We start from the raw sequence: 16,423 nt of genomic DNA, 5'->3' as shown, positions 1-16,423 counted from the left end.
TCCTTTATTTTTCTTTGTTCCCTTTGTTGTGTTTAGTAAAAACAAAATTTTGCTTACCATAACTATACAAAATTTCTTCACAAAAACATATGGAATATTTTTTATTTTTTGGTAATTTTTTCTGTACGATACAAAAAAACCACAGAACCGTTTTTACGCTGTCTGTGGTTTTTCTGCTGTTTTTAAGGTGATATGCGTTTTGGATTTATGAACTTACTACTTTACAATGACACTCTTTTTCTGTCCTTTGCCTTTGAAAAGTTTCCTGTAAGCTTTTTTCTTTGACTTCGGTATACGGATCACTGCTTTTTTGTTGATGCCTTTCAGTGCCAGTTTACCGACCGTTTTCAGTTTCCTGCTTTTTACTGTGATGCTCTTAAGTTTTCCATCGCCGTTGAATGCTTTTTTGCCGATCTTGCTCACATTCTTGCCGATCACAGCTTTTGTTGCTTTTTTCATTCCGGCAAATGCCTGATCTGCGATTGCCGTTACTTTGCAGGTACTTCCTTTGATCTTAACCGTTGCGGCTACTTCGATGTGTTTCTGGTTTTTGTTTACCACGCCATAAGCTTCCGCTGTCTTTGCTTCTGCATTGGTCACACGATATGTTACGCCCTTTACAGTAATGGTATCACCTGTTTTCAGTGTCATGGCATCTTTCAGTTTCTGCAGTTCTTCTTTGGCTTTCTTCTCTTCTTCCTGAGCTTTTTTGAGTGCTTCTGCTTCCTCTGCTTTTTTCTTCGCTGCATCTTCCTGAGCTTTTTTCAGTTCTGTCTGCAGGGATGTTTTTTCTTCTGTCAGTCTCTCTTTTTCTGCTTTCAGAACCGTAACTTTTGCGTTTGCTTCATCGAGCTGTTCTTTTAAGCTGTTGATCTGTTTCTGAAGTTCTGCTTTTTCTGCTTCGCTTCCGTTTTTCAGATCCGCCAGATCTTTTTCTGCTTTTTTAAGCTGATCATCCAGATCTGACACATTCTTCTGTGCTGTTTTCAGTTCGGTATCTTTTGCTGCTAATTCTGCATCTTTTTCTTTCATCTGCTGTGTCAGGTCTTTTTTCGTATCTGCTGCTGCAGATTTCAGATTTCTGACTGCTTCTGCCAGAGCATTGATCTGTGTCTGGACTGCTTCTGCACTTGGTTCTGTTTCTGCATATACTTTCTCCGCACTTGCGATCGTATCAGAAAGTGCTTTGTAAGATGCTGCTGTATAGTCATCTGCTTTCAGCGTTTTTGCCAGGTCAATGGCTGCCTTCAGTCCTGCTTTTGTATCTGTCTTCGGAATATCCGGCTGCTCTGCTGCTTTTTTCACGATCACGATAAAGCTTACCAGCACATCACAGCTGTCGATGTTGCTGTCCACTTTTTTCAGCGGACTTAAGTTCACAGTCACATTGCTTGCTTCTGAAAGTGTGATATTTTCCAGTGTCACACTGTCTTTGCTGCCGCTGATCTTGTGGTCTTCGTGTACAGCCAGTTCGGTTCCTGCTTCATCTGCCACAGTAATCTTTGTATGGCGGTCATCGCCTGCCCACTGTGCCCATGGATCACAGAATCCGGTTACCACTTCATACGTTCCTGCATCCAGTGCAAATTTGTAGGTCATGGTCTTCTGATTGTTTCCTGCTTTAAAGTTGCGGATCGTCGTATAGGCATCTCCGCTTCCGTTTGCTTCCACTTCGGATGCCGGATTTGTGAATCCCCATCCGCTTGTTTCACTGTATGCCTGATCCGGTACTGTGTTTTTCAGCGTATCTGTGTAATCCTTTCTATAAGCTTTTCCTTCTGCTGAGAAAGCATTTGCACCACAGTCCACAAAGTAAACAGGTACGTCTTCTGCTTTGGTTGATTTTTCCCACTGTGCATAGAGGATTATAGAATCTGAAACCACAGTTTCTTCTGTTACTTTTTCTCCACCTTCCGGCTGTGTAAACCAGCCCTTAAAGTTGTGTCTGTTTCTGGTCGGTGTCGGCAGTTCTCCTGCTTGGTCGCCTTTGTTCAGAGTACGTTTTGTACTTGTTCCTTCCGGAAGGCTTCCGCCGTTTGCATCCAGACTGACAACTGCTTTTCCTTCAGGAATTACTTCGCCACCGGTCAGCTGCAGTTTGTTCATATTGAACTGCCATGTATTTCCGGTCGGATATGCAATCTTGATATAGTTTGTGTCATCCGGCAGCTGTGTTGCTGTATAAAGTCTGCTCGGCCAGCTTCCGCTTACGGAAGTATCGGTTGTTTTTGTGTAATCTTTGAATTCTTTCCAGTTTTCTCCGTCTGCCGAAGTATAGAAAGTAAAGTTTTGATTTGCATTTCCATCTGTTGAGCCGGTTCCTCGAAGGACAAAACCTTTGATCGCCGGTGCACGCACGATCAGATATTCCGGATTTGCACTGTTTGTTCCCGGATATACCCCGTAATCAAAACCATAGTTATGGCAATTCTCGATCAGCATATTGTTTGTCCATTTATAAATAACGGACGATTTGGCTGTGATATCTTCAATATCTTTGATATTGGTCTTTGTTCCTGTTGTCTCAACATAGTCAAAGGCTTCTTTTACTTCCCATTCACCGATCTTATTCATCAGTGCCGGCACTTTAACTACATTGTTAAAATCAACGATTACCTTTGCTTTTACCTTATGATTTTCCGGATCAGCGATCCCAAGAACTGTTCCTTCTACATCGACCACATCTGCTTTTGATGTATCAATCTCAGACCATGCAATACGGAATGCTCCGGTATGGGTATCATCTACCTGTACTTCTGCTGTCTGCGGCAGGGACGGCTGTGCCCCTTTTTCTGCATAGTAGAAATCTTTTTCTTTCAGTTTTGCACTCTTGACCTCCACATTGGAAGAAACAAATTTCGTGTCACACCAGTTACCGATATTCTTGCTGTTATCTACACTGGAATCTTCCGTTTTTGTCACCAGTTTTACGGTTTTTGCACCTTTGATATCCACATCAAGTGCCAGGTTCTTGGTGGCATGTGTCATGACACCGGAACGGTATCTTGGTGTCTTTTCATCATCGACATAAACTTCGAAAGAAACGGCTCCTTCTGCATCCTGTCCGTTATCAAAACTCAGGCTGACATAAGCACGGAATGCTTCATATCCTTTTCCTTCTACATTATAAACGGCTTCTGATCCGCCAAGCATACTTAAACCTGCTGCATATTCGGTCGGCTTTCCGCCCTGATCGATACGTACGCTCAAACCTGCACCGTTTACGGTCTTGTCTTTGCTTACTGTTCCTGTTGATGTGTATTCCAGATCACCTGTTGCCACCGCATATTTCACATCGACATTCGCAACAGCTTCCATATCAGAACCAAGGATCCTGCTCTTTACTTTTAAGGTTCCTGCTGCTGCCACATCTTCTGCTTTGATCTGCCAGTCTGTACCTACAATTTCTTTACTTTCGTCGGTAAATGTTACTTCCACACCTGCCGGCAGAACCGGAAGTGTTCCGATTACGGTAGATGCATGTACTTCCTCGACAGACTTGATCTCTTTTACGCTTACTTCTGTTTTTACAGTAACTTCTGGTCCGATCTTTCCGGTCACTTCAAATTTTCCTGCTTTTGCATAATTTTCTGCCGGAACTTCATCCCAGGTTACCGGGGCAGAACCTTTTGTGCCGTCTGCATACTCGATCGCTGCAAACTGTGGCAGGGACGGTTCTACATTTACCAGTGTTGTTACATTGTCTACCGTTGCGGATTTAATATCTTTGACTGTTACAGTACATTCAAACGTGCCTTCCATGCCTTCTGCCGTTCCGGTTACTTTGTAAGTACCTGCCTGGTTTACATTCAGGTTATCCAGGTTCCATCCGGTTACCTGGTGCTCATCGACCACACCGTTGCTGTACTGTACTTTTACGGTTTTTGGCAGAACAGAATCTGCAGAAATGCCTTTGCCCATCACTACGGATGCGTCCTGAAGTTTCGGTGTATCCGTTCCGTCACCCGGAAGTTCGTTTTTAGAACCTACGGTAATGGTATTGGATTTCAGAATACCATTGTCACTCTCAGCTGTCGCTGTGATCACAATGTCATCAGTGCTTCCTTCTTCTGCTTTTACGATCAGCAGTGCTTTTCCGCTGAACGCTTTGCGGTTGTCTGTGTTTTTGTATGGATCATGGTCACGCGGATCACCGTTGTCCACAGATACGATTTCGCCGCCTTCTACGTCGAAAGTGATACGGTTGTCTGCTCCAGGAACCATGATTCCTGTATTGTCCTCAATCGTAGCTTCTACAAATACCATATCATCGCCATCGTTTTTGATATACGTTCTGTCTGCGGAAAGTTCTACCTGTGCTGCATCACCTGATGTATTTACCACATCGGTTGCGATCACGTTTCCTTTTCCGTCCGGCTGGTCATAGCCGACTGCTTTGAGTTCGCCTGCTTCGTAATCCAGTCCGCTGGTTCCTTTTGTCCAGTAGATATATACCGGGGAAGCAGTCTGTTTGTCATAATTCTTAATGCCAAGTGATTTTCCGTTTAAGAACAGTTCCACACTCTTTGCATTTGTGTAAATGTATACCGGCACCTTCTGTCCTGCCTTGAAATTCCATTTTTGCGGCAGAAGATGTACGGTCGGTGTATCCGTCCACATACTCTTGTACATATAAACAACATCTTTTGCAAAACCTGCGGTGTCGATCATACCAAAGTAGGAACTCTTGGATGGCCAGCTTCTTGGGGTCGGCTCACCTAAGTAGTCATGTCCGGTCCATACGAATTCACCGGCTGTGTAAGTTTTGTCTCTGTGTGCTTCCAGAGAAGCGGTTGCCGATGAAAATGTCCAGTAAGTCGGATATTCATTACATCTGTCGCCGCTTCCTTCTCCTTCCAGGAAGTAAACACCACGGTAATAATAAGCGGATACTGTCTCAGATCCAAAAATAACCATATTCGGATATCTGGAGTGGGCACCGTCATACTGTCCGGTTGCATAGTTAAATCCGGACATTTCTGCTTTTGCCAGATGCTTTTCCTGCTGTGCATTATTTGCCCAGTAATTGTCCCAGGTCGGCGGGCATGCTGCGACCGGTCTTGTCGTGTCGATTTCTTTGATCCAGCCGGTCAGCATATCCAGTGTATTTTCACCATGTTTGTAACGTGCATCGTAGATTTCGTTACCGGTACTCCATGCAAAAATACAAGGTGCGTTCTTGTCACGGTCTACCATCGCTTTGATATCACGTTCTGCATTGGACTGCAGATCCTCACGTTTTACTTCTATATAAGAAGTGTCATTGTTGGTATTATCATTTCCGGCTTTATCAAAAACGACAGTTTTTCCATCTGCTGCTTTATTGAAGTAGTTATGATAATCGTCACTGTTTTTTGAATACAGCCACTGATCAAAGGCTTCTTCAAATACCAGCATTCCAAGACGGTCACACGCCTCGATAAACTCCGGTGACACCGGGTTATGGGAGGTACGGATCGCATTGACACCGTATTTTTTCAGTGTACGGATTCTTCTGTCAACAGCTGCCTGATAGGTCTCCATACCAAGAGATCCCAGGTCAGAATGTTCACAGACACCATTCAGTTTTGTATGCACACCGTTTAAATAAAATCCACTGTTCGGATTCGTAGCAATATAACGGATACCAAAACGGCTGTCGGTACGATCCACAACTTTGCCATTCTGGATGATCTCCGTTCTTACCCAGTAGAGGTTCGGTGAATCCACGGACCACAGTTTCGGGTTTGCTACATCCACACTCTGGCTAATCGTCTCTGTTTTACCGGCTGCTACGGTAATGTCATCGGTCTGTGTGGAAATAACATCGCTTTCCTTGTTATAAACGGTCGATTTTACTGAAACACCAGTTGCTTCTGTATCAGAATCGTTTGTTACGTCCGTCTTGATGTCAACGCCTGCTTTTGTGGCATTCTTGATTTCTTCGTATTTGCCACCTTCTGCTTCCAGTTTTTCAAACGGAGTAGTGATCTGCACGCCATTCACCGGAACATTCAGTTTCTCGGTGGAAATCAGATATACATTACGGTAGATACCGGCTCCTGCATACCATCTGGCACTGCTGTTGCTGCTTTGTACTTTGACTGCGATCACATTCTCGCTGCCATCGTATTTCAGATATTTGCTGATATCATACGTAAAGGTGTTGTAGCCAAGGTACTGCTTCCAGTTGTCCTCGGTATGTCCGTTCACCCATACCTGGCTGATCATCTGCACACCGTCGAATTCAATTGAAACGGTTTTGTCTTTAAAGTCATCGGAAAGTGTGAAGCTCTTGCGGTACCAGCCGACACCGCCTGCCAGAGAACCCTGTGCCGCTCTGACACCATTGCTGTTCTCATAAGTACCATAGATTGCCCAGTCATGCGGCAGATCAACGTTATCCCAGCTCGAATCATCGTAGTCCACACCATCCGCCTGAACGGAAGTATCGTTAATGTTGTACTTATTGACCAGTTTGAATTTCCAGTCATCTCCAAATTTCATTTTACGCTCACTGCGTTCTGTTGTCGCTCCTGTTTTCTGAACGGCTGCCGCGACATCTGCCGCTTCTGCTTTCACTGGAGCCGGAAGAATCCCGATTCCACTGAAAACCATGGCAACACTCAAGGCTAACGCCGTCCATCGTCTCGCACCTTTTCTTTTTTTGTTCATTTTTTCCTCCTTTTTGCTGCTTTTCACACTATCCGCATCGTGTTTAGTGAATTTATACACTTTGCTTACTGGTAATATACAAAATTTTTCACCAAAATCATATGTACTATTTTTTGTTTTTTGGTACTTTTTTTACCGTTTTCCATTTCTTTCGCTTTTTTCCTGTGTTATACTAATAATGTTGAATCAAAAATTTTTGGAGGTTGTATGTATGAAACGTACAAAAAAACTACTTCTCCTCTTTTTATTTTTCTGTCTTTTCCTGACTGGCTGCACAGCTGCCACGCAGGAAAACATGGATTCTGCTGAAAACAATTATACAGAGCTTACTCTTTTTTCAGATGTCTCTTTCTGGAATCCTCCAGTCTGGAGTTTTGAAGAAGGAAGCATCAGTGCCGGTATCTCAAAGAAAACCGGAGCATACCTGGATTTTACGATTCCGCCACAGGACGCATCCAAAAAGCTGAGTCTGATGATCTTAAAAGATGAACTCCCTGACCTGATCGTCGCTACGGACAAGAATGTGATCAATCAGCTGATCCGTTCCGGAAAGGTCTGGTCTTTGCAGGATTTTTTTGAAACTTACTGCCCGGATTCCCATTTGCTGAAAGATTTCCCGAAAGACCGGAAACAGGAGTATATCCGACAGTACGGAGACTGGTATGCTTATCTTTCACACCTGAATACCGATGATGCCCGCAAAACCTGGAAAGAAAAGACCTCTTATTATGGAGATCTTTTCACCCACAGTTACAATCATGGCATTATGTTTAACCGCAAACTTCTGGCACGTGCTAACCTGACCGTTTCGGATATACAGACTGCCTCTCAGGTCTTAAAAGCTTTTGAAAAAGTCAAAAAGCTGACTGCTGAAGACGGACAGTCCACCATCCCATTGCTGCTGGAAGGCAATCAATATCTTGACTCTTCGATTTCCTGCCTGATCGGTTCTTTCGGTGCTGAAGTCATTGACGACAATGGAAATTATACAGAACGCTTCCTTCAGCCGGAATGCAAAGATGCTTTTGCCTTTCTGAACACAGCCTTCCGCAAAGGTTATGCTTTCAGTGAAGATCTGACACTTGATAATCTCCAGATGCGCGATCTGATAGCAGATGACCGTGTATTCTGCTATATCGGAAACACTTCCAATACAGGTGTGGATGCCACCAGGTGGGTTTCCGCAGGTCCGATCCTCTCCGATTTTGGAAAACGTCCGGTGATGAGTATCGACCTGAGTGTACCGACCGGCTGGATGCAGACTTTTGTATCCAAAAGCTGCAAAACCCCGGAACTTGTCGCCCGCTTTTTTGATTATATGACTTCTGACGAAGGATTGCTCTACAGCAACTACGGCGTGGAAAACGAAGATTATACTTTCGACTCGGATGGCTATATCCACCGGACTGCCAGAGGACAGCAGCGCTTTCATGATTCTAATGATATGCTCGGACTGTTCTGGAATTTTTACAATGTTGCCTGGGATCACAGCCTACTTCCGGTACCTGCAAAAGGAAGCATGGACGATTGTTTAAATCAGATCCAGACTGCTTTTGCCAGATATCCGGACACATATGTTTATGATTCTGCCCTTCTTCGTCTGCCGGATAATTACATTTCCCCGAACAGTGAGGAAGGTCAGATTGAAAGCACGCTGGAAGCTTACCGCAAAGAGCAGATTCCAAAAATCCTCTCTGCTTCTTCGGATACCGAGTTTGAAGAACAGTATCAGCTTTTTGTAACCACACAAAAAGAACTTGGAGCTAAAAAACTGGATCAGAAGATCAACCGGCAAATGCAGGAGAATTTTTCCTATTACGGTAAAAAAATAGAGAAAGTCAACCCACAAATGCAAGACACCTCAAAATCAAACGGAGAAACAAAACCATGAACTTCTTACAGACTTACCGCAGACACCTGATCTTTAAGCTGGCCGGGATTGCTGCCTTGATCCTTGCTGTGCTTTCGTCTGCCTATCTTTTTATGTCGGTGGACTATGCAAGATCTGTGCGTAAAAACACGCTCGCCCTGAATGAACGTCTGACAGCCCAGACTGCCACACGTATCGAAGCGTACTGGGACTCGCTTTACAATATCACAACTGCATTCTGTTATTCTCCAACCGTGCAGCAGTATTTTTCGGTAAATTCTCTGAACCGACTTCCGGATACACAGGAGCTTGCCTCGGTCTTTTCCAACACACTCCTGCTGAATGACCGTATTTTAAGTGTTTATCTCTACAATGCAGATGCAAAGCAGATTGCTTCCATGGGGAAAAATTTTTCGATTGATACTTCCAAACTGAACACCGATGCCGTGATGAATATCCGGGCATCACATCTGAAGTCAAACGAAAAACGCCCTTACTATGAGCTGATCTTCCCTGTTTATGATCTGAACAGCATCCAGTACCAGAAGCTGCTTGGTACCTGCGTTTTTGTCCTGGAACCGGAAAGTTTTGATGATACACTTCAAAATGCCCAGTCAACGGAGCATGCCGTTGTTTTTCTTCTGGATTCCTCGGACTGCATTCTTGCTTCTGCCGGTTCATCGCAGTCCTGCGGAAGTACGCTGGCATCTGAGATCCTGCACAGCACTTCCGAAAAATATTTTTTCACTCAGACACTTTCCTACAATGACTGGAAAATTGCCGGTTTCCTTCCGGAATCAGATCTTCGGAAACCGGATCAGAGCCTGAAAGAAACACAAATCCTGGTTTATTGCATTTCCCTGTGTCTTTTGCTCTTTCTGCTTCTGTACTGCAATTACAGCATCATAAAACCGATCACCGGAATTTCTGCTTTTATCCGTGAGATCAATCAGAATCCGGACTCCCGGCTTTCCCTCGACCGTCCGGATGAGATCGGCACAGTCGCAGAAAGCCTGAATCAGATGCTCGATGAAAAGCAGCAGTTGCAGCTGGAGATCGAGCAGGTAAAATATCTTGCCTATGAAACGGAACTTTCCAAAAAACAGGCAGAGATCCTTGCCTATCGAAGCCAGATCAATCCGCACTTTCTCTATAATACGTTTGAGTGTATCCGGGATATGGCTCTGTTCTACGATGTGGATGACATCGCAGAACTTACGATGGCTCTCTCCAATGTCTTTCGTTTTGCCGTCAAGGGAACTGATATGGTTACCGTAGAAAATGAGCTGAATCATATCCGTGAATATGCAAAGATCATAAATTACCGTTTTATGGGCAAAATCCGCATTGAAATCGATGCAGAAAATGCTATACTAAACTGCAAAGTATTTAAACTTCTGCTCCAGCCGCTTGTGGAAAATTCAGTCTTTCACGGACTGGAACAAAAAATTGAAAACGGTACGGTGTGGGTGCATGTATTTTCCCCCGATCATGCAACACTTTGCTTTGTTGTGGAGGATGACGGATGCGGCATTGAACCGGAACGTTTAAAACAGATCCTCGCATCTTTGGAAATTGAAAAAAATACAACAAAAATCGGCGTCTTTAATATTTATCAACGTCTGAAACTTTATTATGATGATAAGTTTTCTTTTGATATAAAAAGCAGTTTGAAAAAAGGAACCTGCATTACGATTTCGATTCCAAGAGAATCGACAGCAGAACCAGAAGGGAGTATTTTATGATAAGTGTCTATATTGCAGATGATGAAGTCTGGATCACCATCGGTCTGAAAAAACTGATCCAGAAATCCGGACTTCCTTTTGAGGTGATTGGAGAAGCACATAACGGCGTGACTACACTTGAAGATATCAAAACCTTAAAACCGGATGTCCTGTTTACCGATATCCGTATGCCGGGGCTTTCCGGTCTGGAAGTCATGTCCTATATTTCAGAACATCAATTTGCAACCAAAGTCGTGCTGATCTCCGGCTATGCCGAATTTGAGTATGCACGACAGGCAATGCTGTGCGGTGCTTTTGATTATCTTCTGAAACCGATCCAGCAGGAAACTCTGAACAAAACCCTGTCACGCCTTCGAAATGAACTTGAGCCTGCCGCTTCTGAAACTTCTGAAGACACGATGGAAAATGCAACGATCACAGACCTTTCGACTGCCGGAACCTCTCTGTTCAAAAAAATTCTGGCTTATATCCAGGAACACGATACGGAAGAACTCTCTTTAACTTCCCTGGCAGAAATGTACAATATCAGCTCCAGCCGCTTAAGCACCCTGATCAAAAAAGAACTGGGACTGTCTTTTTCAGAATATATCACGGCAAGACGTATGCAGAAGGCGAAAGAACTTTTAAAAGACGACAGCCGCTCCATCGAGGAGATTGCAAACGCAGTCGGCTACCACGATTACTTTTATTTTACAAAAGTTTTCAAAAAAACGCAGGGAATATCTCCAAGCAAATACCGGAAGTCTCTTTAAATTTTTCTTGCTAAAGTAAAAAAGTGTGTTTATAATCAAAGTATTAAAGTAAACAAATGAGTGAACATAACTGTAACATTCAATCCAGATACACGTAACGCCTGATATGCGATTTTGGTCAGTTTTGTGGCAGTTATGTGCAAATAAAAAATGTATTGGAGAAAATAGCATGGCAACTATCCGAGATTTAGCAAAACACACCGGATTCTCAGTGACCACGATTTCCCGTGTACTGAACAATGATCCGACTTTGAACGTAACCGACAACACCAGAGTCTCAATTCTTGAAGCGGCAGATGAACTTCACTACACGCTTCCGAAAACAAGACGTTCCCATAAAAACCGCCTCGTCCATATCGCCATCGTTGAGATGATGTCCTTAAAAGAGCAGCTGGCTGATCCGTACTATCTGTATCTGAAGAATTATGTGGTACGCAACTGTATGGAGCATGACTGCAATGTATCTTATCTTTTTGAGCAGTCCGGCAAATATCAGACACTGGAAAAGACCCCGCTTGACGGTATCCTGGCGATCGGCATTTTTTCAGACCAGCAGATTGCACAGCTGCTGGAGATCAGCCCGAACATCGTATTTGTGGATTCTTCCCCGGATGAACGCCGCTTTGATTCGGTTGTCTTAAACTTCCGTCTCGGCGTAGAGCAGGCACTGGATTATCTGCTTTACAAGGGACACCGCAAGATTGGTTTCTTAGGTCCTGCCTATAAATTAGACCAGAAAAAACGCCCTGCCCTGGAGGCAAGACGTCAGTATTTTATTGATTATATGAAAAATGCCGGTCTTTACGACGAGCATCTGATCATTGATACCGGCCTTTCTGCCAAAGACGGTTCTGCTCAGATCCGCAAATGGCTGGAACAAAAAGATCATATCCCGACAGCTCTCCTTGCCTATAATGAAGAATCTGCGATCACCGCTGTCAGCAACCTGCGTGAAGTCGGACTTCGCATTCCGGAGGATGTATCTGTCATCAGTTTCAATGACACACCGCTGTCTATCCTGACCGAGCCACCGCTGACCAGCGTCACCGCACATCTGGAAGTCATGGGAGAAATGGCAGTGAAAATGTTGCTTGACCGCCTGGATGATCCGCAGCATCTGCCTTATAAGATCGTACTGCCGCCGACACTGGCTGTCAGAGACAGTGTCGTGGATATACCGGGTGAGATATAGATAAAACGCACGTGAGACTTGGCATGCACTTTCCTTCCGCACAAAGCGGCTATTCTCCTTCCCGAAAGGATCATAGCCGCTCATTCTTTTGTTATTTTTTTGGAAAAAGTCTTTTGACCCTGGCATCATGTTATTCTAACTCAGCTGGTTTCTCTGTTTCATAAGCACTCCAGGATGTGGTCGTGGATGCTCCGGAGAGGTCTGCACTGTCTTCGTAGGAGGTTACAGTAATCGTGTAGCTGCCATCTCCTTTGACATATACAGTTCCGTCGATTCCTTTGACGGTCACGGTTTTGCCTTCGTTATCTTCGATCGTTCCGGCACAGTGCAGTGCACTTACGGTGCTGTCGCCTGTCACGATCCAGGTTGCATCTTCTCCGATATAGAGATTGCAGTAGCCGTCTCCGCCGCCACCGGCATTACTCTCATCCTGCACGACTGCACCAGTCAGTGTGCTTTCGCCTGTCATATAGAAATCAAGGTCGCTGATGCTGTCCCAGATCACATTTCCTTCCATTGTCTGATCAATGGCTGTGAACAGACAGTCCGCACCATTTGCTCCTGTTGTTCCCCATCCTCTCTGGTTCGCATTTCCGGTACATTTCAGGAAAAATTCACTGTCTTCTGCATTTGTAATATCCACATCATCCAGTGTGATCGTAGACTCTGTGTTTGTGGTATAGAACATGCCGCCGTTTTTTGCGGTCAGGCTTCCGCCGTCCATCTCAAAAGTGCTGTTTCCGACTTCGGAATCTCCGGACATACTCTGGTAGAGAATGACATTCCAGGTACAGTCATTGCGGCTGTCATCGCTCATGTTTCCGGTCAGATCACTGTCATGTGACATCCTCCCCCACCTATAGAGGTGGGGGCTTCCCTAACCTCGGCGGGTTTGGTTCTCGTTCGATAGTACCAACGTGCTAAGCATAAGCGAGCTAACCCCGTGTGTCCCACGGTTTCTATTCTATTGAGTTTCTGTCATGCAATTACTAACCGCATTCCCTCATTTCTGATATTGATAGCCGCATTTACATCTCTGTCGTGATGAATCCCGCACTGCGGACAATCCCACTTTCTGAGGGCAAGATTTTTCGTTTTTGTGTTCTTGTAACCACAGGCGGAACAGATCTGACTGCTTGCGAAAAATTTATCCACCTTCACTAACTTTTTCCCCTGTTCCTCTAGTTTGTATTTTAAGAATGTTGTGAACATCCCCCATCCGTTATCCGAAACAGATTTTCCAAAATTCAGTGACCGTGACATTGCTTTCATATCCAGATCTTCTATACATATACAATCATAGGCATTGGTTATCTGTCTTGATTGCTTATGTAAAAAGTCTTTTCGTTGGTTGGAAACCTTTTCGTGGAGTTTTGCTACCTTGATCCTCTGCTTGCTGCGGTTGTTCGAACCTTTTTGCATTTTGGAAAGCCTGCGTTGTTCTCTCGCTAATTTTTTCTCCGCTTTCCTATAATACCTCGGATATGCAGGCTCATTCCCATTACTGTCACGATATAATTCGTGCATGGAAAAATCCAGACCTAAAAAACGCTGCATCTCCTTTTCCTGTACCTGATCTTCGTACTGAAAAAGAATACTTGCATAGTATTTTCCGCCTGGTGTCTGGCTTACTGTCACAGATTTCAGTCTGTATCCATTCAGAACAGCCCTGTGCTGTTTTAATCTGACTTGTCCGATCTTAGGCAATTTCAAATATCCATTCGATATGGTTATGTTTCCATTGATGCAGATCGTTGAATAGCTGCTTTTATTACGCTTTTTGGATTTGAACCTTGGGAAACCTGTTTTTGGCTGTTTGAAAAAATTCTGGAACGCCGTATCAAGATGTCGGAGCGATTGTTGCAATGCGATACTGTCTACTTCCCGTAAAAATGCATATGCTTCCGTTTTCTTCATCTCAGCCATTTCTTTTGCACAGACAGTGTAGGTTACATTGGCTTTGTTTTCTTCATACTGCTTGATCTTTCTATCAAGCCAGTGGTTGTACACCATTCTCACACAGCCGAATGTCCTGGCAAACAAAATCTTCTGTGCATCATTGGGATATATTCTGAATTTATAGGCTCTGTTTGCCACGCGGTCACTTCCTTTTTCGTTCCTTTTCTCCCTGGCTTTCTATGTATTTTTTGAGCACTTCAATGGGTGCACCACCGGTTGTAAGCAGACAAAAACTCTGACTCCAGAAACGTTCTTTCCACAACTTTTGCCGTATCTGTGGAAATTCCTTCTTAAGAAGTCTGCTGCTTGCACTTTTATATGCATTTATGAACTTGCTTATTTCCGTATTTGGGTGTGCCCTGAAAAGTATATGTACATGGTCTTTGTCGTGATTCCATTCTTCAAGAGTGATATTGTAATTTGGAGCAATATACTCAAAGATCTCTTTTGCCCTGCCAGACATAGTATCATCAAAAACCTGTCTGCGGTACTTGACCACAAGCACAAGATGATAGTGCAGCAGGAATACTGAATGTGCATTATTATCTAAATTCATTGTATTTCACCATTTCTTTATGATTCGACTGAATATATTATACTATGATTAGAACACAATATCAAGAGGATGATGGCAGCAATTCATCTCCCACCTTAGGACGCCACTGAAAAACTGTTTTTGCATACTCTAAATAGTGCCTCAAGGTTGATTGATGCACTTTATTTTGTGTTGATTTATACACAAAAAGGACTTTTTCAGTGGCGTCCCTTAGAGGTCGGAGTCTTCTTGCTGAAAGAGGATAAATGAATGGAATTCAAACCTTCGATGCAGATTGCTTCGGAGCCGTTGGCTGCCAGAGTTGCCTCGTTTACTGCGATATCTGCGGTACTGTAGATTGCCGGGGAACCGGTTCCGTTTGAAGTGTAGGTTCCGCCGTCTACTACCATTTTTCCGCCTCCGCGATCACTTCGGATCGCTGCGGAAGACTCACCGTTTGTCTCAACATCAAAATCCCATCCATAGAAGGTTCCGCCGCCGGCTGCATGAATGCCGCCTGATGTATCCTGTTTGGTCGTGATTTTGGTATCTGCCGCATAAACAGTACCGTTATTGTATGCAAAAAGTCCCGCTCCGCCGGCTGCGTCTGTCGTAACGGTTCCGCCTTTTACATAAGCATTTCCGTCTGTTGCCAGAACGGCTGCTCCGACACCATAGAAACTGGAGTTATCACCGCCGGTGCTTTCGGAAGAATCTCTGGTTATGGTCACATCTTTCAGTGTAACCGATGCGCCTTCTGAAACATTGACTGCATTTTCATCAGTTCCGGTGGAAGCAATCGTCTCTCCATCTACTTCGGTATCGGAAGTATAGGCATTGACTGCATCGTAGCTGTCCACGCCCTGGCTGCTTCCAGAACCACCTCCCGGCTGCCCCATCTGGCCGCCCATTTCCATACTGATCACGGTGATTTTGGCTGCATTTCCATCCTCGTCATAAGTGATCGCTACTGTATCACCCTCAGAAATATCAGAAAGTGAGATTTCCTCTGTCTCCTGCTGCATATCCGGTGCTCCGCCATTGCCACTGTTGTCCGATGAATCGTCGCTGCCTTCCGGTTTTGCAGGCGGCTGATTGTTGTTATCGGAGCTGTCACTGTTATCGGATGAATCGCTGCTATTTTCCGGCATTTCCGGCGGTGTTCCGCCATTTCCCTGCGGTCCGCCTGCCATGCTGCCCCTGCTGCTGCGGACGATCACGGTGTCATCTGTGATCTTGATTTCTTTTTCTTCATCCGTCAGATCCAGCATGGATGGTGCACCCTGTCCGTCTCCGTCCGGTTTTTCTATATTTTCCGGCGGCTGTGCATTTCGACTGTCAGAACTATTATCTGATTTATTTTCACTGCTGTCTGTGTTTTCAGATCCTTTTTCTGTACTGTCAGAATCTGTCTTGTCATCGGAACTCTGTGCATTGGAAGAGTCCCCCGGTACTCCTGCATCATCCGTTTTTTCCATCTGCTTCATGGTTCCTACTTTTATGGTAATGCTATCTTCGCTTATGGCTGTAACTTCACCGTATACATCTGCTGTTTCTGCTTCGCCGACTGTTTTGTCTGAGTTTTCGGTTGCACCGGTTACACTCTGTGATTCCTGTATGGTGCTGCTTTCTGATGTATTTGTTCCGGAACATCCAACCAGTGTTGTCATTCCAAGAGTTATGCCAAGTAAGATTGCGATATATTTTTTCTTCATA

General features: G+C 44.4%; 9 protein-coding genes. 4 read left to right on the top strand and 5 right to left on the bottom strand.

Annotated elements, in window-relative coordinates:
• Positions 1-216: 216 nt before the first annotated feature.
• Positions 217-6,654 (bottom strand): Ig-like domain-containing protein, encoded by a 6,438-nt coding sequence (locus tag ACLTL4_RS02115; RefSeq protein WP_173865944.1) that lies wholly within the window; start codon positions 6,652-6,654, stop codon positions 217-219.
• 211 nt (positions 6,655-6,865) lie between these two features.
• On the opposite strand from ACLTL4_RS02115, the gene ACLTL4_RS02110 reads away from it, so the two are divergent.
• From ACLTL4_RS02110 to ACLTL4_RS02095, 4 genes are all read left to right on the top strand, one after another.
• Entirely contained in the window at positions 6,866-8,545 is a 1,680-nt protein-coding gene (locus tag ACLTL4_RS02110) for an extracellular solute-binding protein (protein ID WP_022118447.1), read from the top strand.
• On the top strand, positions 8,542-10,269 hold the full coding sequence (locus tag ACLTL4_RS02105) for a sensor histidine kinase (RefSeq protein ID WP_412290352.1): 1,728 nt from the start codon (positions 8,542-8,544) through the stop codon (positions 10,267-10,269). The genes ACLTL4_RS02110 and ACLTL4_RS02105 overlap by 4 nt, the downstream gene beginning before the upstream one ends.
• A complete protein-coding gene (locus ACLTL4_RS02100) occupies positions 10,266-11,021 on the top strand; it encodes a response regulator (protein WP_022118449.1) in 756 nt (251 codons plus the stop codon). Before ACLTL4_RS02105 ends, ACLTL4_RS02100 begins: the two co-directional genes overlap by 4 nt.
• Before the next feature lie 169 nt (positions 11,022-11,190).
• The gene (locus ACLTL4_RS02095) at positions 11,191-12,213 is read left to right on the top strand and encodes a LacI family DNA-binding transcriptional regulator (RefSeq protein ID WP_173865948.1); all 1,023 of its coding nucleotides are present in this window, start codon (positions 11,191-11,193) and stop codon (positions 12,211-12,213) included.
• Positions 12,214-12,343: 130 nt separating this feature from the next.
• Here ACLTL4_RS02095 and ACLTL4_RS02090 read toward each other — a convergent pair whose 3' ends face one another.
• The 4 genes from ACLTL4_RS02090 to ACLTL4_RS02075 all read right to left on the bottom strand — a co-directional run bounded on the left by ACLTL4_RS02090 (position 12,344) and on the right by ACLTL4_RS02075 (position 16,422).
• The gene (locus ACLTL4_RS02090) at positions 12,344-13,060 is read right to left on the bottom strand and encodes a hypothetical protein (protein WP_412290354.1); all 717 of its coding nucleotides are present in this window, start codon (positions 13,058-13,060) and stop codon (positions 12,344-12,346) included.
• A 131-nt stretch (positions 13,061-13,191) separates the two neighbouring features.
• On the bottom strand, positions 13,192-14,310 hold the full coding sequence (gene tnpB, locus ACLTL4_RS02085; RefSeq protein WP_173867089.1) for an IS200/IS605 family element RNA-guided endonuclease TnpB: 1,119 nt from the start codon (positions 14,308-14,310) through the stop codon (positions 13,192-13,194).
• Positions 14,311-14,314: 4 nt separating this feature from the next.
• Complete coding sequence (gene tnpA / locus ACLTL4_RS02080) at positions 14,315-14,728, bottom strand: IS200/IS605 family transposase (RefSeq protein ID WP_412320180.1); 414 nt, start codon at positions 14,726-14,728, stop codon at positions 14,315-14,317.
• Between the two features lie 197 nt (positions 14,729-14,925).
• The gene (locus ACLTL4_RS02075) at positions 14,926-16,422 is read right to left on the bottom strand and encodes a hypothetical protein (RefSeq protein ID WP_412290356.1); all 1,497 of its coding nucleotides are present in this window, start codon (positions 16,420-16,422) and stop codon (positions 14,926-14,928) included.
• Position 16,423: the final 1 nt, after the last annotated feature.

The sequence above is a fragment of the Hominisplanchenecus sp. genome (assembly GCF_046967715.1).
In the GTDB taxonomy this organism is placed as follows: domain Bacteria; phylum Bacillota; class Clostridia; order Lachnospirales; family Lachnospiraceae; genus Hominisplanchenecus; species Hominisplanchenecus faecis.
This window is presented reverse-complemented; position numbering and strand designations above follow the sequence as displayed.

Bases quoted from the DNA above. Each gene is read 5' to 3' on its own strand.
- ACLTL4_RS02115 (WP_173865944.1), bottom strand. From the start codon at position 6,654: ATGAACAAAAAAAGAAAAGGTGCGAGACGATGGACGGCGTTAGCCTTG.
- ACLTL4_RS02110 (WP_022118447.1), top strand. From the start codon at position 6,866: ATGAAACGTACAAAAAAACTACTTCTCCTCTTTTTATTTTTCTGTCTT.
- ACLTL4_RS02105 (WP_412290352.1), top strand. From the start codon at position 8,542: ATGAACTTCTTACAGACTTACCGCAGACACCTGATCTTTAAGCTGGCC.
- ACLTL4_RS02100 (WP_022118449.1), top strand. From the start codon at position 10,266: ATGATAAGTGTCTATATTGCAGATGATGAAGTCTGGATCACCATCGGT.
- ACLTL4_RS02095 (WP_173865948.1), top strand. From the start codon at position 11,191: ATGGCAACTATCCGAGATTTAGCAAAACACACCGGATTCTCAGTGACC.
- ACLTL4_RS02090 (WP_412290354.1), bottom strand. From the start codon at position 13,060: ATGTCACATGACAGTGATCTGACCGGAAACATGAGCGATGACAGCCGC.
- tnpA (WP_412320180.1), bottom strand. From the start codon at position 14,728: ATGAATTTAGATAATAATGCACATTCAGTATTCCTGCTGCACTATCAT.
- ACLTL4_RS02075 (WP_412290356.1), bottom strand. From the start codon at position 16,422: ATGAAGAAAAAATATATCGCAATCTTACTTGGCATAACTCTTGGAATG.